Below are 24,875 nucleotides of genomic sequence, written 5' to 3'. Positions count from 1 at the left end.
TCCTTGACCGCTTTCCCGATGACGACCACTTATCCGCTGCACGCGAACCTGAGCCCGGCCGACGCGCCGTTTCCCGATCAAGCCGACGTCGTTATCGCGGGCGCGGGCATCATGGGCTGCGCGGCGGCGTACTACCTTGCGCGACGCGGCGTGAAGGCGGTGGTGCTCGACAAGTCGCGCATCGCGGGCCAGCAATCGACGCGCGCGTGGGGTTTCGTGCGCCAGCAGGGTCGCGAGGCGGCAGAAGTGCCGCTGATGATGGCGGGCATGCGGATCTGGGAGCAGCTCGAGCGCGAGCTGGATTTCGATCTCGAATGGCGGCAAGGCGGCTGCCTGTACGTCGCGGACAACGACGAGGACTGGGCATCGTTCCAGCAATGGATGGACGTCGCGAAGCAGTACGGGCTGGACACGCGCGTGCTCGATCGCGCGCAGATCGACCAGCATGTGCGGGGCATGCACGGCAAGGCGCTAGCCGGCCTGTACACGGCAACCGATGGCCAGGCCGAACCGCGTCGCGCGGCAGCCGCGTTCGCGGCGCGTGCGGTCGAAGCGGGCGCGCGTTTTTTCGAAGGCTGCGGCGTGATCGGCATCGAACGGGCGGCGGGTGCCGTGACGGGCGTGGTCACCGAGCGCGGCACGATCCGCACGCGTCAGGTGATCTGCGCGGCGGGCGCGAGCAGCTGGCGATTGCTCGATACGCTAGGCATTGCGTTGCCGCAGCAGGCGGTGCGTGGCACGTGCATGCGGACGAATCCGCTGCCTGCCGTGACGGCTTCTACCTTCTGGGGGCACGGGCTTGGAATACGCCAGCGTGCGAACGGCGCGATCAATCTTGCCGACGATATGCAGGTCGATGTCGATATGACCTTTGGGCATTTCCGGGCTTTGAAGTGGTTCTTGCCGGAACTGTGGGCACAGCGTGAGAAGTTCAGTTTTCATCTGAACGGTGCGCTGGTTCGGGATCTGCGGGACCGGTTGCCTGGGGTTGTGCCTTCGGGCGAGCGGGTGTTGCATCCGCGGGATCCGAATCCGCAGCCGAACCGGTCGCACGAGCCGCGGGCATTGCGGAAGTTGCGCGCGCTGTTTCCTGCACTGAAGGATGCGCGGATCGTCGAGTCGTGGGCCGGGTTGATTGATGTGTTGCCCGATGGGATTCCCGTGCTCGATGCGCCTTCGCAGGCGCAGGGCCTTTTGGTCGCTACCGGGTTTTGTGGGCATGGCTTTGCCATGGGGCCGATTGTTGGGCGTCTTATGGCTGAGTGGATTGTCGATGGGCAGCCGTCGCTGGATCTTTCTGCTTTTCGTCTGCGACGCTTTTTTGATGGGAGTATGCAGAGGCCTCGTAGTATGTTGTGACAGGTTTTTTTTGTTTTGTCTTGCGACGCTGGGTTTGGGTTTGGTTTTGGTTTTGATGTCGCTGGCATCCGCGTTTTGTTTTGCCTGCTTCATGCGTCGCCCCTGTGCGGGGCGGCACCTACTTTTCTTTGCCGCGGCAAAGAAAAGTAGGCAAAAGAAAGCCGCTGAACACCGCCAATTCTTGTTCCCGCCTGAGGGCCCCCAACGGGTCCTCCGCTTCACACGGCAACTTCTCAGTCACCACCCGTTGCCAACGCCTTGAACTGGCTCATCACCCGCTTCATGCTCCCGCATCGCTTCACGCGCGATCAAATCGCCCGCGTTCTATGGCGGCAAACTGTGTGTAAGCTTTCGCGCCGCACACGCTTCACTGCGGACTGAAAAGCACGATCGGTGTCGTAAGAGCGCTGAGGTGTGAAGCACTACAACCTACACACAGTTTGCCACCTGGGCGGCCGTAACCATTCGCTGCCGCTGGCTGTGCTACGGGTGATTGAAGTGGGTGAGGCGCTCGATTAGAGCGTTGGCAACGGGCGGTGACTGAGAAGTTGCCGTGTGAAGTGGAGGAACCGTTGGGGGCCCTCAGGCGGAGGTCAAGCACGGGCGGTGTTAGCCCGCTTTCTTTGCTTACTTTCTTTGCGGCGGCAAAGAAAGTAAGTGCCGCCCCGCACAGGGGCAACGCTTGAAGCAGGCAAGACAAAACGCGGATGCCAGCAAAAACCCAAGCAAACCACACAAAGCGCAAGCAGACAAAAAACCCATCAGCAAACCTAAACAAAACCTCACTTAGGAGCAATATCCCGCCGAACCCGAACAATATGCTGCTCAACATAAAAAGCAGCCACATCAGCATCACCATTCACAATGGCTTCATAAATGAGCCGATGCTCCGAGACATAAAGCCTGATCCGCCCAGGATCATGAATCCCATCATCCTTGAGCCGTTTCCACAAAGGCTGATCCATAGCCGCAGCCACTTCATCAGCGATCTTGACAAGCAGGGCATCACCCGTCATCACAGCAAGCTGCCGATGAAACAAACGATCGCTATCGTTCCATAGCGTCCGCTGCACAGGATCGGCAACGTCGGTGATCGAATCCATCTGCGCCAGGTAATGCTCGGCGAGCTCGTCGCGCTTCGCATGCGCCGCCGCCCGCCGCGCGATCGCCGGCTCCAGAATCAGACGCACATCGAGCGCGGAAGTAGGACTGATATCGGCGTCGCCGGACATCTCACCGGCCGCAGGCGCAGACGACAACCGCTGCAACGCGTCCGCACATACATAAGTCCCGGAATTGCGCCGCGTGACGACTAGCCCTTCGTTCTGCAAGGCGCCCAGCGCCTCCCGCACGGCGGGCCTGCCGACCCCAAACCGTGCCGCCAGATCGCGCTCCGACGGCAACCGTGCTTCAGGCGCGAACTGCCCGCTGCGAATGTCGCCGCGCATGCGCTCCGCCACCTGCTCGTAAATCTGCTTCGGGCGAAACGCGCGTTCGAGTGCGAATGAGGTCGAGGCCATTGGATGCATACCGATAGGCGGAAACTGCGTAATGTGGACCGGTTTCAGACCAGTTTAACCCGACAATTTTGAAACTGGTTGATCGTCGACCAAAGCTGGTCTACATTTCGATCCAGTATAAGACAAAGACAATGGAGCGAGACACTATGCTGGACATGCAACGCGCCGAGCGAGGAACGAACGCATCATGAAGTTGAACCGCGTCATCAGCACGGTTGAAGTGCATACGGGCGGCGAACCGTTCCGGATCGTCACGAGCGGGCTGCCGAAGATTCCCGGCAAGTCCATCGTCGAGCGGCGCGCATGGCTGAAAGAACACGCCGATCATCTGCGCCGCGCGCTGATGCTCGAACCGCGCGGCCACGCCGACATGTACGGCGGCTATCTGACCGATCCCGTCACGGAAGGCGCGGACTTCGGCATCATCTTCGTCCACAACGAGGGCTACAGCGACCACTGCGGCCACGGCGTGATCGCACTTGCGACGGCGGCCGTCGCGCTTGGCTGGGTCGAACGCACGGAGCCGGAGACGCGCGTGGGCATCGATGCGCCGTGCGGCTTCATCGAAGCGTTCGTCAAATGGGACGGCGATCACGCGGGCAGCGTGCGTTTCGTCAACGTGCCGTCGTTCATCTGGCAGCGCGACGTGAGCGTCGAGACAGAAAGCTTCGGCACGGTGCGCGGCGATATCGCGTTCGGCGGCGCGTTTTACTTCTACACGTCGGGCGAGCCGTTCGGGCTCGCCGTGCGCGAAGATCAGGTCGACCGGCTGATCCAGTTCGGCGCCGAAGTGAAGCGCGCGGCCAACGAAGCCTTCAAGGTCCAGCATCCGCACATTCCCGAGATCAATCACATCTACGGCACGATCATCGATAACGCGCCGCGTCACGCGGGTTCGACGCAGGCCAACTGCTGTGTGTTCGCCGATCGCGAAGTCGACCGCTCGCCGACAGGTTCCGGCACGGCCGGGCGCGTCGCGCAACTGTATCTGCGCGGGCAGTTGGGCAAGGACGACACGCTGGTCAACGAATCGATCATCGGCACGGTGTTTCGTGGACGCGTGCTGTCGGAGACGAAGCTCGAGCACTTCGACGCGGTGATTCCCGAGATCGAAGGCGACGCGCATATTTGTGGTTTCGCGAACTGGATCGTCGATGAACGCGATCCGCTGACTTACGGTTTTCTGGTGCGCTGAGCGCGCAAAGGAGCAACCCCGAGATGAGCAGCACGCCGATTTTCGACGCCGCCGGCACGGCCCGCCTGATCCCGTTTCGCGCGCTCGTCGATGCGCTCAAGACGGCCGCCGGCGATTACGCAGCAGGACGCGTCGCGAGCCCCGAGCGGCTCGTCGTGCCGCTGAACGACAATGGCATCATGCTGTCAATGCCCGCCGCGGCCGCCGATCTCGCGATCCACAAACTCGTCAACGTCTGCCCGCGCAACGGCGAACGCGCGTTGCCGACCATCCACGGCCAGGTGATGGCCTTCGATCCCGATACGGGCAAGACGCTGTTCATTCTCGACGGTCCGACCGTCACAGGGCGCCGCACGGCCGCGATGACGATGCTCGGCATCGAGACGCTGTCACCCCGTGCGCCCCGCGATATTCTGCTGATCGGCAGCGGTACGCAGGCCGCGAGCCATCTTCAGGCGATCGGCGAGTTGTATCCGGATGCACGCGTGCGTGTACGGGGCACCTCAACAGCGCGCGCGCAGGCGTTCTGCGACGCGCAGCGCGCTACGGTGCGCGACCTGCAGCCGTTGAGCGACGCAACGACTCCCGATTCCGTCGATACCGTCATCGCACTGACAACCAGCCGGCAGGCCGTCTATGACGAAGCGCCGCGCGCGGGGCGGCTCGTGATCGGCGTCGGCGCGTTCACGCCGCAGATGTGCGAGATCGGCGCGCGCACGCTCGCGGGCAGCGCGCTTTTTGTCGACGATCTGGCGGGCGCGAAGCATGAAGCGGGCGATTTCATCCAGGCGAATATCGACTGGTCGACGGTGACGGGCATCAAGGACGCGCTGGTCAGTGCGCCGTCGTTCGATACACCGATCGTCTTCAAGACCGTCGGCTGCGCAGCGTGGGATCTGGCGGCGGGGCGCGTTGCGCGCGCGGCATTGGGCACGAGTTAAGCCGTCAGTTAAGCCGTCAGTCGCGCCTCGCGTGCAAGGCTGCGAGGCTCGAAGCAAAGAGGAAGCGGAACGAACGTCCGTGCCGTGTCACGTCAGTAATCACGTCAGTAAGCGTGCAAACAATCGCAAAACGTTGCAACATAGTCGTCTCGCGCAAACCTGCCTGCTTTCAGCGCTGCCTTGATGGGGTTTAACGGGGCAGCACGGACAGGCTTGCGTATTTCCCAGCAGTTAATTTTTGCGATCGCGCTATGACGACTTCCTCCGCTCCTGTTTCGCCGGACCGCCCGCTCGACATGATCATCTTCGGCGGCGCCGGCGACCTGTCAGCCCGCAAGCTGCTGCCCGCGCTCTATATGGCGCACACGCACGGCAATCTGCCCGCCGAAACGCGCATTCTCGCGATCGGCCGCCGCGAATGGCAGCGTGACGATTATCTGAAATGGATGGACGAGCAGAGCCGTCCGTTCATCGAATCCGGCGCGTTCGAATCGGCCGCCTGGGACCGCTTTCTGTCGCTGTTCGAATACGTGCGCGTCGACGTCGATCAGGCAAGCGACTATCAACGTCTTGCCGAAGCATCGCGTCCGAATGCGCTGCGCGTGTTCTATCTGTCGACGTCGCCCGAACTGTTCACGACGATCTGCGACAACCTCTCGCAGCATGGTCTGCTCGACGAATACTCGCGTGTCGTGCTGGAGAAGCCGCTCGGTCACGATCTGCAATCGGCGAAGGCGATCAACGATTCCGTCGGCAAGCATTTCGCGGAGCATCAGATCTACCGGATCGACCACTATCTGGGCAAGGAAACCGTGCAGAACCTGATGGTGCTGCGCTTCGGCAACGCGATCTTCGGGCCGCTGTGGCAGGCGCCGTATATCCGCAGCGTGCAGATCACGGTGGCGGAGTCGGTCGGCGTGGGTACGCGCGCGGGCTTCTACGATCACACGGGCGCGATGCGCGACATGGTGCAGAACCATCTGCTGCAATTGCTGTGCATCGTCGCGATGGAGCCGCCTGTTTCGCTCGACGCGGACGCCGTGCGCGACGAAAAGCTGAAGGTGCTGCGCTCGCTGCGTCCGATGACGGCCGAAGACATTTCGCGCGATACGGTGCGCGGGCAGTACACGGCGGGCGCGGTCAACGGCGAGCCGGTGAAGGGTTATCTGGAAGAAGCGAACGTGCCGCCCGATAGCCGCGCGGAAACTTTCGTCGCGTTGCGCGCGCATATCAACAACTGGCGCTGGGCGAACGTGCCGTTCTATCTGCGCACGGGCAAGCGGATGGCGAAGAAACTGTCGGAGATCGTGATCGAGTTCGCGGACATGCCGTTTTCGATCATGCCGAATAGTCCGTGTGGTCCGCGTAATTGCGGTAATCGTCTCGTGATCCAGTTGCAGCCGAACGAGGCGATCCAGTTGCAGATGCTGGCAAAAGAACCGGGTAGCGGCATGCGCACGTTGCCGGTCAATCTGAATCTCGATCTGGAACAGGCATTTACGAGCCGTCGCGCGGAAGCGTATGAGCGTCTGCTGATCGACGTCGTGCGCGGCAGGCTCACTCACTTCATGCGTCGCGACGAACTGGAAGCGGCGTGGACGTGGGTCGATCCGATCATCGAGGCGTGGAAGCGCAACGGCGACAAGCCGCGCGGTTATACGGCCGGGACCTTCGGGCCGGGCGCTTCGACGGCGATGATGGCCAGAGAGAATATGGTCTGGTCGGAAGAGTCATAAGCCGGAAGGACACTCCGTCGGTAAAGGGCGAAGAGGGCAACCTCTTCGCCTTTTTCTTTTCTATCGTCTGAAAGCGACGTGTCAGCAAACTTTACTTAATAGGTGCACGTTTAAGACATTTTTTCCGATTTTTGCTTTTTGTTGTCCGATAGCAGGGAGATAACGCGAATCTAATAGCACGTAGTTTTACGAGCAGATCGGCAGTGATCACGCCTCGAACCTCAGTGCGATTTATCGCGCGAGAGGGTTCCGACGAATCCGTCGCGGAGTCTGTCATGAAACGTGCGCTACTCATGTTCGCGCGCGTGGGCGGTATGCTGGCCGGTGCCGCCCACGCACAAAGCTCGTTGACGATCAGCGGGACGACATACACGTATTGCGCGACCGAAAACCAGTACTGCGCGTTCAGCGGCACCGCGCGGGTCGTTTACGGCACGACCTCGCCGACGCTTCAATACGACATCAACGGCCCGTTCACGAATGGCGTGCAGTGCTCGACGGGAGCCGTGTCGCAAACGGATCCCGCATTCGGGTACGCGAAGAGTTGCTGGTACGCGAGTAATGCTGCGTCGCCTACGCCTACGCCTACGCCGACACCTGCACCGGCACCGTCTCCATCTCCATCTCCATCTGGTTCGTGGGCACAATGCGCCGCCGAAAATGGCTATTGCGCGTTCTCCGGCACGATGACCGTGTTGTATGGCGGCAGCACGACTTCGCACAACGTGTCGAAGGTCTTTACGAACGGCACGGCCTGTTCGAACGCCGCTTTCGGCACCGATCCCGATTACGGATACGGCAAGTACTGCTGGATTCCGTCGGGGACAACTTCGGGCACGCCGACTCCAACGCCAACGCCAACGCCAACGCCAACGCCAACACCAACACCAACACCAACGCCGACACCGACACCGACACCGACACCGACACCGACACCGACACCGACAGGCGCCATCTCCTGCGGCAACCCGACTGCAACAGCGGGCGGAACGACCAATGGCCTGATTGCCGCCGATACGCCGAGCAGCAACGGCACGCGCCTGTTCGCGCAAGGCAGTGCATTCCAGCTATCGTTCGTGACGGCGGCGACTTCCGCCGATACCGTTGTCTGGTCGATGCAGGATCAACTGGGCAACATCAAGGGCAGCGGCTCGTTTGCGGTATCGAGTGGGAAGCAGACAAACACGCTGTCTTGTACATCCTCCATCGCGGGCTACTTCGCGATGACGGCGACGCTCTCGCACGCAGGCGGCACATTGCCTCAAGCGGGCACGCGTCCCGCAGGCATCGCAACGTTCGGCATCCTGCCCAATCTGTCCAGCACCATTCCCGCAGTGAGCTATGCGCACCAGGAGCAGCATCGCTTCGGCATGCAAGGGTTCAACGACAACGCAGCGATGCTCACCGCACTCGGCATCTCGCAGACGATCGACGATCGCGAGTTGTCAGCGATGGAACCCAATGGCGCGAACACATGGACGCCGTCGCTATCGGGTCTCGACCCGTTCTATACGAATGGAAAGATCATGCGTCTTATCCGGCTCGACGGTATTCCAGCGTGGGCCAGCTCGACAGGCGGCTTCCAGGACGATACCAATGCGCCGGCCAATCTGACCTACTACCAGAACTACATGGCGCGTGTCGGCAGCGACAGCGATGCAATTCGAAAAGCGTATTTCCCGAATCAGCAGAACAACTACTACCAGGTGACATGGGAGCCACAATGGGTCGATTCCACGGCCAACTTCATCGCCATGTATGCGGCCGTGTACAAAGGATTGCATTCGACTGATCCCAATGCCGTCGTGATGGGCACGACGAATGTCTTCCCCGCCAATTGCCAGACGCAGTGCACGCAAGGCTATCTGTCGACTTATGGGCCGCTCGGTATCGGTAATTACATCGATGGCGTGACGACGCACGGGTATTACAACGCGGGCACCTATGCCGCGCATCCGCCGGAGCTGTACGACACCGATCCGAATCCGTCCAATGTCGCCAATGCACTCGATCAGCAGATGCGTTCGTTGCGGGCGCAAATGCAGACGGTCAAGCCGAATATGCGCTTGTGGGTGACGGAACTCGGCATCAGCTACGATGCCGGCGCAGCGTATGGCGCGAGCTATCCGCCAGCAAACCAGTTGTACGGGCAAGCAGCTGTTGCGCTGCGAGCGCATCTGATCATGCTCGGCGAGGGCGTGCAGGTTACGTACTTTTTCTATGGCGCGGATTATCCCGCCGATGTCGGCGAAGGCACGTTCTTCGACATCGTCAATCCGCAGGGGCAGTATGGCGTGAGCAATGTGAGTCCGAAGCCGGTGGCACTCGCATTCGCTGCGCTGACGCGCGTGATCGACGGCACGCAGACATTGGGGCGTTTGAACGGCTTGCCATCGATGGTGTATGGCTATGCGTTCCAGCAACTGAACAACGGACGCATCATCACTGCGCTATGGACGCATAGCAACGCGAACTGGCCGACGTCATCGGGTATCTACAGTTCGACGTATAGCACCAGCTATGCGCTGACAGTGGATTCGCCCGGCACGAGCGGCAACGTCACGGTGATCGATATGATGGGCAATCCTGTGTCGGTTGCTTATATGAATGGTGTGGTGAACCTCACGCTGACTGAATCACCGATTTACGTCGTGTCGACGAATGCGAATGTGTTTTCGGGGAAGTACACGGGGCCTGTGGGGTATACGGGGCAGTAGGGGGGAAGGGGGATCGGCGTGATGTGCGGCAGGCGCATGCGCTATATGGGTCAGGATGCCGAGAAATCGATCCAGGAGGCGAAGAAGGTGACTTCTTCGCCTTCTTTTCCAGCGCCGCTCAACGCAGTTTCACGGACGTCAGCAGGTCTTCCCAGAGATTCATCAGTGCGCCCCGGCCATCGGGAGAAACAGCCGAGCCGGTATCCATGGCGATTTTCATCGCAGGCTCACTGGCGTGATTGTTTCCCGTCAACGCATTCCACTCGAACGATACGTCTTTCGATTCTTTGACGACGTACGCATATTCGTCGCCTGTTCTTCCCGCTACCGTCTTTTCGCCACGGCGCAAGATTTCGGTGTCGCTGGACATCAGATTCGCAAGCGGAACGGGCAGGCTGATCAAACGCGTGAGCAAACCGCCGCCTGTGTTCTGAGCCTCGGAATTTGTCGACACCAGCAGCGACGCTTCGCGCGCCGGAATATTGGCGGATAGCGTGGCGGTTTCCCCTCCGGCATATCCGCCAGGAATGAATCCTCGTTCGATGCAAAATCCTTGCTGAGCAGGAACGGCCAGCGTGTCGCGCAACTGGATAGTCTGCGCGAGTTTGCCGATCACCGCTTTGGCTTCCTGAAGCGATTCACCTGTGACGCCAGCGCTGAACACAAAACCGGTGTCATTCCTGAGCAGCACGCCGTGTACCGAATAGAGATTGTCACCGCCTTGCCAGACCTGAACGACCTCGTCCCTGTCGCCTGTTTGAGCTGGCACGAGGGTCGGCGCAGAACCGACCTGTTTCGCATCATCGGCCAGTTTGCGCTTCAGCGCCTCGTCGAGCGCTGCGCTCGTTGCAGGGTAAGTGACGTCGATATCGACGCCCTGGAAGCTTTGTGCGAGATGCACATCCGTCGCGGATTGCGGAAGGTCGATCGTATATCGGCCGACGCATAGGGTCCTGGCGGGCTCGTTACCCGAGGCGGTGTGAGATTGACCTATGATGGAATCCTGACGGCTAGTGCAAGCCGGCAATGACGAGAACAGAATGACGGTTGATAGTGCAACTACCAGAGGCGATCGAATCACGTGCTTCCCCAATCGCCGTTCTGGGTGAGCTCGACGATCGCGTATCGGGATATGTCCATCACATCCTTGACTACTGGCATGTTAAGCAAAGCCCGTAAGCGAATTGCTCGCGCAGCACGGGCACCTCTCAGTCCGCTTTGATCAATCGCCAGGTAACCCAATGCACCTTGCGTTCGCCGAGATTGTCCCGTACGAGCAGGTCCGGCATCGTCGAGCCTGCCAGCACGCGCACGGGGGCCACGTCATACTCCTTCGCCGCCCACAGCCCGGATACAGGGCAACGCTCTCCCGTGCTGACTTCGCCAGGATTGCTGGTCGCATCGACGGGCCTGCTTGCCTGCGCCTGAAGAAAGTACTGTGATTCGTCGGGGAGCGTGCCATCCTTGTAGCGACGATCTTCCCATAGCAATTGCCAGTGCGTTTCCACCTGCTCCGTGCGCGACGTGGCCTCGTTATATTGGCCCGTTATCCTGGGTGCCTTGACCCCCTTCACCAGATAGTTAAAGCAGCCATTGTTTGCCATGACCTTCTCGCCGAACGGAATGATGCCTAGCAGGCGATCCTGACGGACATCGACCGGCTCCCATATGCCATCGACTGGCACGCTTTCACCTGACTGGATAATCACATCCCCCGGTTCCGGAACCTCGGGTAGCGGCTCTGGAAAGACCGGGTAGGGCAACACAAAGAAACCATAGTCGTACGCGTCCGGATTCAGTAGCAGGCCGGGGCTGGACCATTGGGCGCCCAGATGCGATGCGCCATAGTCGATTTCCAGTGGTGCCTGGTCGCCCTGATACTGCGCGGCAATCATCAATTGATTGAGCGCTTCGACTTTAGGTGGATAGGGCTGTAGTTGCATCCCACGCTCCCAGTATTCAGGGTCGCGATAGAAGTTGCTCTGGATCGTTGCGGCGCTGCGTTCCGCTTCATACAACGCTTGTCCGAAGTTCCAGACAATGCGATTACCCTTTGCCAGATCTTCGAGGCCCTTGTTATAAAGGCTCAGGACATCGTAAATGCGCGGCAGCTTGTCCGCTTCCATCTGTTCGGGCTGGCTTTTTGGCCACGTTCTAATGGCGGTCTCATAGGCGCGCGTGAATGCCTCCCATGCGTCGCGCTTTCGTTCCCACAGTGTGTAGCTCGTCAGTCGCTGGAGCAACCAGAACACCTGACGCCGCGTCACATCGTCATTCATGTCGTACTGTTTCATCGAGGCTCAATCCGCGCTTTGATTATTCGAAGTGTCGGTTCGTGCGGCAGCCGTCACTTTGCTGTTCGTCACCTTGGTTCGAATTTCGTCACTGGCAAGCCGCCGGGTTCGTACTGCACCTTTGATGTCGTCAGAGAACTTGCTATAGCCCACGACGCCGCTGACGTTAGTCCAGTTGGTCGCATGGAATTCAACCTTGACGCCGTTTTTTTCAATGGGTGCGATCGCATCTCCGGCTTTCAGGTTATTGCCCATCGTCGAGATGTCCTTGCTGAGCTCGCCCAGGTTGATAAAAAGTTGCTGGCCGCCGCCCTCCAGATACTGTGCCGGAACTTCGTTGCCGAACTGCTCTGCAATCTGACCGACCCATCCTTTTGCCTCGGGCATTTGATGAGCAAGGTCAGAAGGGAAATGCAGAATTGCGATGAAGCCGTTTCCATTCCATTCGTCGAGCACAGCGGAGAGCGAGCGCCATTCTTCGGCGCTTTCGGGTACCTTGCCGAAGCCCCAAAACATGCCGCCTGCGTACGTTTCGGGCGCGGGTGCGCGTTTTACGCCAAACACGCGAAACAGTGTCTTTCCTGCCAGATGACTGGCGTCCACAGCCTGGATTTCACCATGAAAGGACGCGACGGTTTGAAAAACCGGCGTGCCTGGAAAGGACGGACTGGTTCTCGTTTGTGTCTTGAGGATATCTGGCCAACCCTGGTCGATGTTGGGCTGATACTTCGACCGCAATCTCGCTTCGATGGCACCCTTGTCCGCCTGACATTCCGAAGAAGGAAAGCGCCCCTGACGAATCTGTCGTGCGAGTTTGCGCTCTTCAAGATAGGCCTCGGCTTCACGCTTGATCCTCGGCACACCGCCGGTCGCGATCTCATGAATCTCACCGCGATAGACCAGGTTTTGCAATGCCTTGAGCCTGGCATCAAGTTCCTTGAGTGCTTGCGGGATCATCTTGTCCGCGAGATCCTGCAACACGGCAAAACCATCGCGCACCTGCTCCAGCCTGGTTCGCCACACATCCGGGAGTAGCTTCCCGACGCGCGCATCGAGTGATTTGCGAATGGCCAGTCGAACCGTCGAGCAGAAATCCCTGCACTTATCCAGAAGCTGCGCCTGGTACCTGGCGACATCGAGGGCCTTGAGCCACTGCGGCGCATTGCCATGCCCCATCCGGTTCAAAAACTGGACGATCTCGGCGAGCAGTTCCGTATCTTTGGCGACGTCACCCGCCACGCGCAATGCCAGCCGGCCGACACCCTTGATTACGCCACCCACGACAGGAATCAACGCAAACAGCAGAATGACGAGCAGGACCCATTGCATCACTTCCTGTCGCTTTCTGGCATCCGTGCTCATGCCGATACTGACCGCGAGCAGATCGCGCGTCGCCGTGACATCGCCGAGCAAGGGAACCATGCCGATCACGGCGTCGACGATGACCTGGCTGATGGTTTGCTTTTCGTTGAACGCGCCTTCGAGCGTACCCCAGCACCATTGACCGACTTCCAGCGAGGTACGCTTGAAATCTTCGAGTGTCCAGCTCATGGTCAGGCTCCCCCGTGCTTGCTGAGTAGCGAATCGATATCCGCGTCGGTCAGCTGCGTACCCTTGAAATCGGGGTTTTGCGTCGCGTCCTTGCGGCTGTAGGCGCGCGCATCCGGGCCAAGCGTGACACTGACGGGGCCGGCGGGCGTGTCATGCAGATTCATACGGCCTGTGCTGTCCAGCAAGCCCTCCTGCGTGCTGCCGTCCGCAAGCGTAGCGATGTACTTTGCGCCTTGCACGGGCTCATTGTCGTGATAGAGGTACTGCATGGAGGCTGCATAGCGGGAAACGGGCAATGCTGGAAGCGGGTAAGCGGTGTCTGCCGGGCCCGCGAATGAATGCTGGCTGCCTTTGATATCGATCGTGCCCGGTGCATGGATTTCGATGCTGCCATTCTTGATGCGCACATACGCGCCACCTGATGTAAGCAGAATCTCCTGCTTTGCAGCGGCCTCGATGTTCTCTGTCGCGGCGAGCAGTTTGAGGCTTTTTTGCGCCGTCACTTCGATGTTGTCTGTATGCGCCTGCATGTCAATCTTTCCCTTCGCCGCGAACAGTTTCGCGCCGGCATTCTGCGCAAACAGACTGATTTTTTGCGATACGCTCGCGATCAGCGACTTGCCACTTGCCAGATGCGTACTCTGCCCACTCACCAGATTGATCTGTTGCTGCGTCGAAACATGCACCGACTGCTGTGTCGACATGCCGATTCCCGCCGGGCTCGCCAGCACCATCACGGGGTGCTTGAACGCGATCGCATTGCCGGTGCCGCCGCCTGCGGTCTGTCCGCCTGATGAAGATCCAGCCACGGTATCCTGTGTCGCGTCGGTGAATGCCTTCAACGCAGCAGAGCCGTCTTTCAGACTCTCCGCCTGATGCGTCTGACTCGCGCTCGACATCGCGTCGATCACACTTGCGGCATTCACGAGTTGCTGGTGAGCTTCCGTCGCATCCATTTGCTGGCTGGTTGCCGCCTTCGGATACGTACTCAGATAAAGACCTTTCGCGGCGCGAACTGTGCCGTAATCGTCGGTGCCAAGATCGAAACCTTTGCCGAGATATGCTCCACGCGTGTTGCCGTTCTGCGCGATCAGATAGCCAAGATGTAGCGATGAATTCGCGCTGATGCTATAGAGTTGCACGCGGTTTTGAGCTGTTGCGTCGTCCATGACCAACTGGTTGTAGCCGCTGCCGGCGAACTCCTTCGAGCGATAACCGGACAGCAGACCATTCGAATGCCATTGCGGCGTGTTCGCGCCGTTATAGACGCGCCCGACCGCGATGGGCCGGTCACAATCGCCATCGATGTAATCGATCAGCACTTCCTCGCCGGCGCGTGGCAGATGCACGCCGCCATATCCGTCGCCCGCATCCGACTGGGCGACGCGCACCCAGCACGACGCGCGTTCATCGCCGCTGTTGAGCCGGTCCCAGACGAAGCGCACCTTGATGCGGTTCAACGCGTCCGTAAAGACCTCTTCGTTCTGTGGCCCAACCACGATGGCCGATTCCATCTGCACGTCAGGCTTGTGATGGTCGAACGGGCTGCGATAGGGCACGTTCGTGCGTTGCGCTTCGATGTCGATGCGATAGAACCCTTCCGATCCGTCACTGGATGCCACGATGAACGGGCTCGCGTCTTCGTGCTTCGCCCGGGTGGCTTCGATAGCGTCCTGGAGACTGTGCGGAAACACGGGCGCCTCAGTGCCAGCGGGCAGATTGTTTTCGATGGTCCACATGGTCTCGAGTACGGCGAATTCGCGCTGACCGGCCGCGTCGTGATCATGATCCGGATGTCCTGTGAGCGCGAAGCGCCGCCCCGTATCGATGCCGCGCACGCCGCCTGTGCCATGAAAGCGCCTGGCGCGCGACTCCCACTCTTCCATCCGGATACGCGACAGCGCTTCGCCGCGATCCTGTTCGCCGTAGGTGTAGGCGCCCGTGTATTCGTAGACTTCCGCCTGCGCGGGCAACGCACCCTGATTGGGCATCGTCGGTGTGCTGGTGCTCTTCGGGTTGTATCCCGTCGCAGGGTTTTTGTAGTCGAATGTGCGGGTGCTCAGCAACGTGCTCTGCAGCGTGCGCGTTCCGGACCACTGCGTGAGTGCATCCGTCTCGCTGTTCGTTCCGGCGCGGTAAAACGTTACTGTCTGCGGCGACAGGGTGTCGAGCATCGACAGGCTGTCGGTGATGACGTACGTGTGCGATTTCCCGTCTTGAGCCTGTTGCCAGAAACCGTACAGCCCTTCAGATTCAAGGAGGCGATGCACGAAATTCCAGTCGTATTCATCCTGACGGCAATAAGAACGCGTCGGCAGCGCCTTTGAAAGCGCGAAACGGAATTGTCCTTGTGCTTGTGGATGAGCATTAAAAACATCGCTGATGATGTCGTCGACGCTTTTATCCTGCCAGATACGCTGGTCTCGTCTGAACTTGAGGAAGTGCAGCCACGACGCAAAGCCGATCTGATAACTGGTCAGCGCGCTATCGGAGCCGAGTCGGCGTGCTGTGTGCACATAACCGTTATGAGGCAAATACGATTTGTCGGCTTGCTGGATCCACAATGTGACGGATTGCGCAATCAGCTGTTTGAGTGCGATGCCGGAAGAAGTCGAAATCACGTCGACGGTGAATTCGAAGTGCCTCCCAATGCGCGAATGGCCAATTACGCGCTGCGGCAGCAAACCATTGCTGCCGAAAGGCGTATCCAGCTTTAACAAACGATTGCTCTGCGCGAGGCCACTCGAAATGGCCGCAATAATGTCGTGCGCCCCCATAACGCCTCTTTTTTGTATATCGGCTAGTGAACCCGCGCGATTCTACAAAAAGTCGGATGAATAAACCATCTAAGATTTATTAAAAAATCCGGCAAGGTAAATCGTCAACGCGTTATGCAGTTCGCATTTAACATTGGGTGAATAAATTGCCGGAATTATCGAATTGATCCGGGTAATTTCTTCACCCTTTGAATCCGATGATCCACTTTGGCGGACGGCGCGAATTATCGGGGTTTAATAGCGTAGCGTCGTTTCGTTTCAAAACACATCCACCCGCCCCGGAAACGTCTCCTCATACGCAGCCGCCGCATCGCCCTCAACCGGCGTCCCACCCCGTTGCTCCCTGAACATCACCGGCGGCATGCCAAACTCTTTTCTGAATTCACGCCCAAGATGTGAAGCATCCGAAAACCCGCAACTCGAAGCAATATCCGCGACTGTTCTATCCGAACTCGTCAGCAGCCACGCAGCCGTCCTCAATCGCACCTGCTTCGCAAACGCCTGCGGACTTTTCCCTGTCTCTGCCTTGAACAGGCGCTCCAGTTGCCGCGGCGAAAGATCGAGCTTGCAAGCCAGTTCTTCCAGAGGCAACGTCCGCCCGACATGCTGCTCCATCAGCAGGATCGCGCGCTTGACCTTCGGATGCGTCGCTGGCTCGAGCCCTGGCGGATGCGGTTGCGGCGCGTTCCCTTTCTGCATTTCCCCAACCAGCAGAATCCTCAACGCCTTCTGCACGGTCGCCGTCTCGAAGTGTCGCAACAGAATCGCCGCCGCCACATCGATCGAAGCGCGTCCACCCGAGCAGGTAATCCTTCGACGATCGATCACGAACAGCCGGTCCGCGACCAGCGCATCCGGATTGACGGAAGGAAAGCGCTCGACGAAATCCCAGTAGTGAAACCAGCTGACGCAAATTCGATGCTCGTCGAGCACGCCCGCGCGCATCAGCGCGAACACGCCCGTGCAGATGCCGACCACCGTCGTGCTTCCGCGTGCCGCTTTGCGGATGAACTGCAAGGTCTCGTCGCTGGCCTGCGGCCCCGAGTGCAGCAGCCCGCCGACCACGACCACATAGTCGAACGGTTCGGCATCGGCGTAGGTTTCCCACGGCGTGATCTGGATCCCGCAACTCGCGCGCACGGGTGCGAGCGTGTCGCCGATCACGCTCCACGAGCAGCGCACCGGCTTGCTGTAGTCGCCTTCGTCGGCGGACAGACGCAGCATGTCGACGAAGCCCGAGAAGGCCGTCAGCGTGAAGTTCGGCAGCAGGATGATGCCGAAACGGATGCGCTCTTTGGGCAGCGCGTCGATGGAAGTCAGCGGTAGCGAATCAACAATGGTCATGGCGCGATGGCGCAGTGGTCCGGCAAGTTCAATCGACAGGCAACAGAAAGCGCTGATAACGCGCGCGCACGCGGGATAACCCTAGCGTCGCCGATTCGCGCCCGCGCCTCTTGTCCTTTTCCGACACCGATTGTCGCAGAAGCGAAGCGCGTTCGCCCCCATCTGGCTTGGGATCGGGCCACTCGTGCTGCGCCCGGACTTGCGTTTTTCCGTCACCGAGTTGCGGAGAAACGCAGTTGGGGCGCGATCTGGCGTCGCCATCCCACGTCGATGCCGTTTTTGTTCTATCTGCCAATTTTACGCTTTGGTGTACTGGCGTCACTGCGGAAAAGAAGCGCATCCGCCCACTCAACTGAGCAAGGTTTCCATGAACGTCAGCGTTTTCGACCTGTTCAAGATCGGCATCGGCCCGTCGAGCTCGCACACGGTCGGCCCGATGATCGCCGCCTGCCGCTTTGCCTCGCACATCGAGGACGCGAATCTGCTCGCGTTCGTGCGCCGCGTGAAAGTCGAACTGTACGGCTCGCTCGGCGCGACGGGCAAGGGCCACGGCACCGACAAGGCCGTGCTGCTCGGCCTCGAAGGCCATCTGCCCGACACCATCGATCCCGATCTGATCGAACCGCGTCTCGCGCAGATCCGCAAGGACAAGCGCCTGTCGCTGCTCGGCAAGCACGAAGTCGCGTTTGAAGAAAAAGAGCACATTGCCTTTTTCCGCCGCCTGATGAGCGGCACGGGCAGCGTCGTGCATCCGAACGGCATGCGCTTCCAGGCATTCGATGAAAACGGCCAGTTGCTGGTCGAGAAAGAGTATTACTCGGTCGGCGGCGGCTTTGTCGTGAACCGCGAGGGCGACCGCGTGAACGGCGTGCGCGCCGGTGGCGAAGTGCCGTATCCGTTCCGCACCGGCGACGATCTGATGCGCGTGTGCCGCGAAAGCGGTCTCTCGGTCGCGCAGGTGACGTTCGCCAACGAATGCGCGTCGCGCTCGGCGGAAGAGGTGCGCGAAGGCCTGCTGGCGATCTGGCGCACGATGGCTGCGTGTGTCGAGCGCGGCTGCAAGATGCACGGCGAGTTGCCCGGCCCGATGCGCGTGAAGCGCCGTGCCGCCGATCTCTGCCTGCAACTGCGCTCGCGTACGGAAGAATCGCTGCGCGATCCGCTGTCGATGCTCGACTGGGTCAACCTCTATGCGATGGCCGTCAACGAAGAGAACGCCGCGGGCGGCCGCGTCGTGACGGCGCCGACCAACGGCGCAGCCGGCGTGATTCCCGCCGTGTTGCATTACTACGTGAAGTTCGTGCCGGGCTCGAACGACAACGGCATCGTCGACTTCCTTCTGACCGCTGCCGCCATCGGCATCATCTACAAGGAAACGGCGTCGATCTCGGGCGCGGAAGTGGGCTGTCAGGGCGAAGTCGGCGTTGCGTGCTCGATGGCGGCAGCGGCACTCGCCGCCGTGATGGGCGGCACGCCGAGCCAGGTCGAGAACGCCGCCGAAATCGGCATGGAACACAACCTCGGCATGACCTGTGACCCCGTCGGCGGCCTCGTGCAGATTCCCTGCATCGAACGCAACGCAATGGGCGCGATCAAGGCGCTGAACGCGTCGCGCATGGCGCTCAAGGGCGACGGCCAGCACTACGTGACGCTCGACAACGTCATCAAGACGATGCGCGAAACGGGCGCCGATATGAAAACGAAATATAAGGAGACGTCACGCGGTGGTCTCGCCGTGAACGTCATCGAATGTTAATGGAAACCAGCAAGGCAACGACGAAGGGGTCTGCAAGATGAGCCGCTATTCGATTTTCAGTCTGTTCCGCAACGGGTTGTCGTATCACGAGAACTGGGAGCGACAGTGGAGAAGCCCGGAACCGAAGAAGGAATACGACGTGGTGATCGTCGGCGGCGGCGGGCATGGTCTTGCGACCGCGTACTACCTGGCGAAGGAACACGGCGTGAAGAACGTCGCGATCCTGGAGAAGGGCTGGATTGGCGGCGGCAATACGGCGCGTAATACGACGATCGTGCGTTCGAACTATCTGTGGGACGAGTCGGCGGCGCTGTATGAGAAGGCGATGAAATTGTGGGAAGGTCTGTCGCAAGACCTCAACTACAACGTGATGTTCTCGCAGCGCGGCGTGCTGAACCTCGCGCACACGCTGCAGGACGTGCGCGACACCGAGCGTCGCGTGAATGCGAACCGCCTGAATGGTGTCGATGCCGAGTTCCTGACGCCCGAGCAGATCAAGGAAATCGAGCCGACGATCAATCTGAATAGCCGTTACCCGGTGCTGGGTGCGTCGATTCAACGTCGTGCCGGCGTGGCGCGACATGATGCGGTGGCATGGGGCTTCGCGCGCGGCGCGGACCAGGCAGGTGTCGACATCATCCAGAACTGCCAGGTCACGGGCATTCGCCGCGATGGCGGCCGCGTGACGGGCGTCGATACCGTGAAGGGTTTCATCAAGGCGAAGAAAGTCGCCGTCGTCGCAGCGGGCAACACGAGCACGCTCGCCGACATGGCCGGTGTGCGCCTGCCGCTCGAAAGCCATCCGCTGCAGGCGCTGGTGTCCGAGCCGATCAAGCCGGTGGTCAACACGGTGATCATGTCGAACGCGGTGCACGCTTACATCAGCCAGTCCGACAAGGGCGATCTCGTGATCGGCGCGGGCGTCGATCAGTACACGGGTTTTGGCCAGCGCGGCAGCTTCAACATTATCGAAGGCACGCTGGAAGCGATCGTCGAAATGTTCCCGGTGTTCTCGCGCGTGCGCATGAACCGTCAGTGGGGCGGCATCGTCGATGTATCGCCGGATGCCTGCCCGATCATCAGCAAGACGGATGTGAAGGGTCTGTACTTCAACTGCGGCTGGGGCACGGGCGGCTTCAAGGCGACGCCGGGCTCGGGCTGGGTGTTCGCGCACACCATCGCGAAGGACGAACCGCATCCGCTGAATGCGCCGTTCTCGCTGGACCGCTTCTACACCGGCCATCTGATCGACGAACACGGCGCTGCTGCCGTGGCCCATTAAATCCACAGGGAGACTCAACATGCTGCTGATCGAATGCCCGTGGTGCGGGCCGCGCGCCGAATCCGAATTCAACTGCGGTGGTGAGGCCGACATCGCACGTCCGCTCGACACCGACGCGCTCACCGACAAAGAGTGGGGCGACTACCTGTTCATGCGCAAGAACCCGCGCGGCGTGCACAAGGAGCAATGGCTGCACACGCAGGGCTGCCGCCGCTGGTTCATGGCGACGCGCGATACCGTTAGCTATCAGATTCAGGGTTACGAGACCTTCAAGAACGGTCTCACGTCCGGCGACGTCAACGAGGGCAACAAGCAATGAGCCAGAAGAACCGACTCGGCGCCGGTGGGCGCATCAACCGCGCGATTCCGCTGACCTTCACGTTCAACGGCCGCACGTATCAGGGCTTTCAGGGCGACACGCTTGCGTCCGCGTTACTCGCGAACGGCGTGCACTTCGTTGCGCGCAGCTTCAAGTATCACCGTCCGCGCGGCATCGTCACGGCTGACGTCGCGGAACCGAATGCCGTCGTGCAGCTGGAGCGCGGCGCGTACACGGTGCCGAATGCACGCGCGACGGAAATCGAGCTGTATCAGGGGCTGGTTGCCACGAGCGTGAACGCCGAGCCGAGCCTCGAGAACGACCGCATGGCGATCAACCAGAAGTTCTCGCGCTTCATGCCCGCGGGCTTCTACTACAAGACCTTCATGTGGCCGGCGAAGTTCTGGCCGAAGTACGAAGAGAAGATCCGCGAAGCAGCGGGTCTCGGCAAATCGCCTGAAGTGCGCGATGCCGACCGCTACGACAAGTGCTTCGCGCATTGCGACGTGCTGGTGGTCGGCGGCGGGCCGACGGGCCTCGCGGCAGCACACGCGGCAGCCGTGAGCGGCGCCCGTGTGATTCTCGTCGACGATCAGCGCGAACTGGGCGGCAGCCTGCTGTCGTGCAAGAGCGAGATCGACGGACGTGCGGCGCTGAGCTGGGTTGAGAAGATGGAAGCCGAACTCTCGCGCATGCCCGACGTGAAGATTCTGTCGCGCAGCACGGCGTTCGGTTATCAGGATCACAACCTCGTCACGGTGACGCAGCGTCTGACGGAGCATCTGCCCGTGTCGATGCGCAAGGGCACGCGCGAACTGCTGTGGAAGATCCGCGCCAAACGCGTGATTCTCGCGACGGGCGCGCACGAGCGTCCCATCGTATTCGGCAACAACGATCTGCCGGGCGTGATGATGGCGTCGGCTGTGTCGACGTATATCCATCGCTTTGGCGTGCTGCCGGGCCGTAATGCCGTCGTGTTCACGAACAACGACGCGGGCTATCAATGCGCGCTCGATATGAAGGCATGCGGCGCGACGGTTACTGTCGTCGATCCGCGTGCGAAGGGCAGTGGCGCATTGCAGGCAGCGGCGCTGCGTCATGGCGTCAAGGTCATCAACAACGCAGCCGTGATGACGGCGCACGGCAAGCAGCGCGTGAGTTCGGTCGAAGTGGTCGGGTATGCGAACGGCAAGACGGGCGCGAAGCAGGCTGATCTGCCGTGCGATCTCGTCGCGATGTCGGGCGGTTTCAGCCCCGTGCTGCACCTGTTCGCGCAATCGGGCGGCAAGGCGCACTGGAACGACTCGAAGTCGTGCTTCGTGCCGGGCAAGGGCATGCAGCCGGAAACGAGCATCGGCGCGGCAGCGGGCGAATTCAGCCTGGCGCGCGGTCTGCGTCTCGCAGTCGATGCGGGCGTCGAAGCGGTGAAATCGATTGGTTATGCGGTGACGCGTCCGCAAGTGCCGCAGGTCGCGGAAGTCGTCGAGTCGCCGTTGCAGCCGCTGTGGCTGGTTGGCAGCCGCACGGAAGCGTCGCGCGGTCCGAAGCAGTTCGTCGACTTCCAGAACGATGTGTCGGCAGCGGACATTCTGCTGGCTGCACGTGAAGGCTTCGAATCCGTCGAGCACGTGAAGCGCTATACGGCGATGGGCTTCGGCACGGATCAAGGCAAGCTCGGCAACATCAACGGCATGGCAATTCTCGCCGACGCGCTCGGCAAGACGATTCCCGAAACGGGCACGACGACGTTCCGCCCGAACTACACGCCTGTGACCTTCGGCACATTCGCGGGCCGCGAACTGGGCGATCTGCTCGACCCGATCCGCAAGACGGCGGTGCACGAATGGCACGTCGAGAACGGCGCGATGTTCGAGGACGTCGGCAACTGGAAGCGCCCCTGGTACTTCCCGAAGAGCGGTGAAGATCTGCACGCGGCGGTGAAGCGCGAATCTCTCGCGGTGCGCAACAGCGTTGGCATTCTCGATGCATCGACGCTCGGCAAGATCGACATTCAGGGCCCGGATGCGGCGAAACTGCTGAACTGGATGTACACGAACCCGTGGAGCAAGCTCGAAGTCGGCAAGTGCCGCTATGGCCTGATGCTCGACGAGAACGGCATGGTGTTCGACGACGGTGTGACGGTGCGCCTCGCCGACCAGCACTACATGATGACGACCACGACGGGCGGCGCGGCGCGCGTGCTGACGTGGATGGAACGCTGGCTGCAGACGGAATGGCCGGACATGAAGGTGCGTCTCGCGTCCGTCACCGATCACTGGGCGACCTTCGCCGTGGTTGGCCCGAAGAGCCGCAAGGTTCTGCAAAAGGTGTGCAGCGACATCGACTTCGCCAACGAAGCGTTCCCGTTCATGTCGTATCGCAACGGCACGGTGGCCGGCGTGAAATCGCGCGTGATGCGCATCAGCTTCTCGGGCGAACTGGCCTACGAAGTGAACGTGCCCGCGAACATGGGCCGCGCGGTGTGGGAAGCGCTGATGGCTGCGGGCGCGGAGTTCGACATCACGCCGTACGGCACGGAAACGATGCACGTGCTGCGCGCGGAGAAGGGCTACATCATCGTTGGCCAGGATACGGACGGCTCGGTCACGCCGCACGATCTCGGCATGGGCGGGCTGGTCGCGAAGTCGAAGGACTTCCTTGGACGCCGTTCTCTGACGCGTTCGGATACCGCGAAGGAAGGCCGCAAGCAGTTCGTCGGCCTGCTCACCGATGATCCGAACTTCGTGCTGCCCGAGGGCAGCCAGATCGTCGCTGGACCGTTCCAGGGCGACACGGCACCGATGCTCGGGCATGTGACGTCGAGCTACTACAGCCCGATTCTGAATCGTTCGATTGCGCTAGCCGTGGTCAAGGGCGGCCTGAACAAGATGGGGCAGAGCGTGACGATTCCGCTGTCGAGCGGCAAACAGATCGTCGCGAAGATCGCCAGCCCCGTTTTCTACGACACCGAAGGAGTGCGTCAACATGTGGAATGAAGCAAGGAACAATGCACCGGGCGCAACGTCGGCTGTCGCTAACCGGGTGGCGGGTCAACCGTGGCAGGAATCGCCCCTCGTCGGCGTCGGCGATCTGGTGAAGAAGCACGCGGCTGCGCCGTCGAAGAAGTTTCATCTGCGCGAGAAGGCGTTTTGCGATCTCGTGAATCTGCGTGGCGATGTGCGTGATGCGGCGTTTGCCGGTGCCGTCGAAAGCGTGACGGGTTGCCGTCCGCCCGCAAAGCCGAATACGGTTGCGCGCGGCAATGGTTATGACGTGCTGTGGCTTGGCCCCGATGAATGGCTGGTGCGCTCGCAGCAGGGCCAGGCGCCTGTCGCTGAAGACAAGCTGGTCGCGGCTTTAAATGGCCAGTTTGCTTCCGCCGTGGATATCGGCAGCGGCTGGACGGTGCTCGAAGTGAGCGGCGAGAAGGTGCGCGACGTGATTGCGCGTGGTTGTCCGCTCGATCTGCATCCGCGCATGTTCGCGCCGGGGCAATGCGCGCAGAGCCATTATTTCAAGGCGTCGATCGTGCTGGTGCCCGTTTCCGACGATACGTACGAGATCGTCGTGCGGCGCAGCTTTGCCGACTACTTCGTTCGCATCATGCTCGACGCGGCTGAGCCGCTGATGTCGTGAAGCCGTTCGAGGCGCCATTAGCGGCGTATGTGCGGCCTTCTTCGTTGCGAGGGAAAGGCTGGCGTGTGTTTATCGATGAGCTTGTGGTGTCGACGCGCATCGGGATTCATGCGCATGAGCATCTTGCGCCGCAGCCGGTTGTGATCGACGCGAGTCTTGCATATCGGTGCGAGCCTTCGGAAGAGGGTTCGCATGCGATGATCGATTACGAGCGGTATTGCAATCGCGTGAGTGAGTTTCTTTCCGGGAAGCCGCATACGCGATTGCTGGAGACGTTAGCGGTCGAGATTGCCTGTTTATCGTTTGAAGAGTGGCCGGCACTCGATGCTATTACGCTGGCTTTGTATAAGCCGAAGATTCGTGAGGGCACTCGACGCATCGGAATTGAGCTGGAGTGGACGCGGGGCGATTTTGAAGCGCATCGTGTGGGTTCTTTTTTGGGCTGAAT

At 60.6% G+C, this 24,875-nt stretch carries 17 protein-coding genes; 11 read left to right on the top strand and 6 right to left on the bottom strand.

What is annotated here, in order from left to right:
• Positions 1 to 18: 18 nt before the first annotated feature.
• Positions 19 to 1,359: an FAD-binding oxidoreductase gene (locus tag G3O01_RS24080; protein WP_205808495.1), complete on the top strand. Its 1,341-nt coding sequence runs from the start codon at positions 19 to 21 to the stop codon at positions 1,357 to 1,359.
• A 782-nt stretch (positions 1,360 to 2,141) separates the two neighbouring features.
• On the opposite strand, the gene G3O01_RS24075 is transcribed toward G3O01_RS24080, so the two are convergent.
• Positions 2,142 to 2,879, bottom strand: coding sequence for a GntR family transcriptional regulator (locus G3O01_RS24075; protein ID WP_205808493.1), 738 nt, complete (start codon positions 2,877 to 2,879; stop codon positions 2,142 to 2,144).
• 187 nt (positions 2,880 to 3,066) lie between these two features.
• On the opposite strand from G3O01_RS24075, the gene lhpH reads away from it, so the two are divergent.
• The 4 genes from lhpH (at position 3,067) to G3O01_RS24055 (ending at position 9,468) form a co-directional block, all read left to right on the top strand.
• Complete coding sequence (gene lhpH, locus G3O01_RS24070) at positions 3,067 to 4,074, top strand: trans-3-hydroxy-L-proline dehydratase (protein ID WP_205808491.1); 1,008 nt, start codon at positions 3,067 to 3,069, stop codon at positions 4,072 to 4,074.
• Positions 4,075 to 4,097: 23 nt separating this feature from the next.
• Positions 4,098 to 5,015 (top strand): bifunctional Delta(1)-pyrroline-2-carboxylate/Delta(1)-piperideine-2-carboxylate reductase, encoded by a 918-nt coding sequence (gene lhpI / locus G3O01_RS24065; protein WP_205808481.1) that lies wholly within the window; start codon positions 4,098 to 4,100, stop codon positions 5,013 to 5,015.
• Between the two features lie 251 nt (positions 5,016 to 5,266).
• Entirely contained in the window at positions 5,267 to 6,751 is a 1,485-nt protein-coding gene (zwf, locus tag G3O01_RS24060; RefSeq protein ID WP_205808479.1) for a glucose-6-phosphate dehydrogenase, read from the top strand.
• A gap of 275 nt (positions 6,752 to 7,026) precedes the next feature.
• Positions 7,027 to 9,468 (top strand): hypothetical protein, encoded by a 2,442-nt coding sequence (locus G3O01_RS24055; RefSeq protein ID WP_241024226.1) that lies wholly within the window; start codon positions 7,027 to 7,029, stop codon positions 9,466 to 9,468.
• Positions 9,469 to 9,586: 118 nt separating this feature from the next.
• Here G3O01_RS24055 and G3O01_RS45785 read toward each other — a convergent pair whose 3' ends face one another.
• The 5 genes from G3O01_RS45785 to G3O01_RS24030 form a co-directional block, all read right to left on the bottom strand.
• The gene (locus G3O01_RS45785) at positions 9,587 to 10,549 is read right to left on the bottom strand and encodes a T6SS immunity protein Tli4 family protein (RefSeq protein ID WP_205808476.1); all 963 of its coding nucleotides are present in this window, start codon (positions 10,547 to 10,549) and stop codon (positions 9,587 to 9,589) included.
• Between the two features lie 127 nt (positions 10,550 to 10,676).
• A complete protein-coding gene (locus G3O01_RS24045; RefSeq protein WP_205808474.1) occupies positions 10,677 to 11,762 on the bottom strand; it encodes an Imm72 family immunity protein in 1,086 nt (361 codons plus the stop codon).
• A 6-nt stretch (positions 11,763 to 11,768) separates the two neighbouring features.
• Positions 11,769 to 13,313: a hypothetical protein gene (locus G3O01_RS24040; RefSeq protein ID WP_205808473.1), complete on the bottom strand. Its 1,545-nt coding sequence runs from the start codon at positions 13,311 to 13,313 to the stop codon at positions 11,769 to 11,771.
• 2 nt (positions 13,314 to 13,315) lie between these two features.
• Entirely contained in the window at positions 13,316 to 16,090 is a 2,775-nt protein-coding gene (locus tag G3O01_RS24035; RefSeq protein ID WP_205808471.1) for a type VI secretion system Vgr family protein, read from the bottom strand.
• Positions 16,091 to 16,348: 258 nt separating this feature from the next.
• Complete coding sequence (locus tag G3O01_RS24030) at positions 16,349 to 17,434, bottom strand: GlxA family transcriptional regulator (protein WP_205808469.1); 1,086 nt, start codon at positions 17,432 to 17,434, stop codon at positions 16,349 to 16,351.
• Positions 17,435 to 17,801: 367 nt separating this feature from the next.
• Between G3O01_RS24030 and G3O01_RS24025 the strand changes: the two genes are divergently transcribed.
• The 6 genes from G3O01_RS24025 to G3O01_RS24000 are packed head-to-tail and all read left to right on the top strand — an operon-like array spanning position 17,802 to position 24,873.
• Positions 17,802 to 19,190: an L-serine ammonia-lyase gene (locus G3O01_RS24025; RefSeq protein ID WP_205808467.1), complete on the top strand. Its 1,389-nt coding sequence runs from the start codon at positions 17,802 to 17,804 to the stop codon at positions 19,188 to 19,190.
• A gap of 37 nt (positions 19,191 to 19,227) precedes the next feature.
• Entirely contained in the window at positions 19,228 to 20,472 is a 1,245-nt protein-coding gene (locus G3O01_RS24020; protein WP_205808456.1) for a sarcosine oxidase subunit beta family protein, read from the top strand.
• A gap of 19 nt (positions 20,473 to 20,491) precedes the next feature.
• A complete protein-coding gene (locus G3O01_RS24015; protein WP_205808454.1) occupies positions 20,492 to 20,791 on the top strand; it encodes a sarcosine oxidase subunit delta in 300 nt (99 codons plus the stop codon).
• A complete protein-coding gene (locus G3O01_RS24010) occupies positions 20,788 to 23,787 on the top strand; it encodes a sarcosine oxidase subunit alpha family protein (protein WP_205808453.1) in 3,000 nt (999 codons plus the stop codon). The genes G3O01_RS24015 and G3O01_RS24010 overlap by 4 nt, the downstream gene beginning before the upstream one ends.
• The gene (locus tag G3O01_RS24005) at positions 23,777 to 24,427 is read left to right on the top strand and encodes a sarcosine oxidase subunit gamma (RefSeq protein WP_205808451.1); all 651 of its coding nucleotides are present in this window, start codon (positions 23,777 to 23,779) and stop codon (positions 24,425 to 24,427) included. Before G3O01_RS24010 ends, G3O01_RS24005 begins: the two co-directional genes overlap by 11 nt.
• Positions 24,424 to 24,873: a dihydroneopterin aldolase gene (locus G3O01_RS24000; protein WP_205808449.1), complete on the top strand. Its 450-nt coding sequence runs from the start codon at positions 24,424 to 24,426 to the stop codon at positions 24,871 to 24,873. Before G3O01_RS24005 ends, G3O01_RS24000 begins: the two co-directional genes overlap by 4 nt.
• Positions 24,874 to 24,875: the final 2 nt, after the last annotated feature.

The organism is Burkholderia sp. Ac-20365 (assembly GCF_017104715.1).
Taxonomy (GTDB): Bacteria; Pseudomonadota; Gammaproteobacteria; order Burkholderiales; family Burkholderiaceae; genus Paraburkholderia.
The sequence above is the reverse complement of the archived record's forward strand: the minus strand, read 5'-3'. Positions and strand labels throughout refer to the sequence as shown.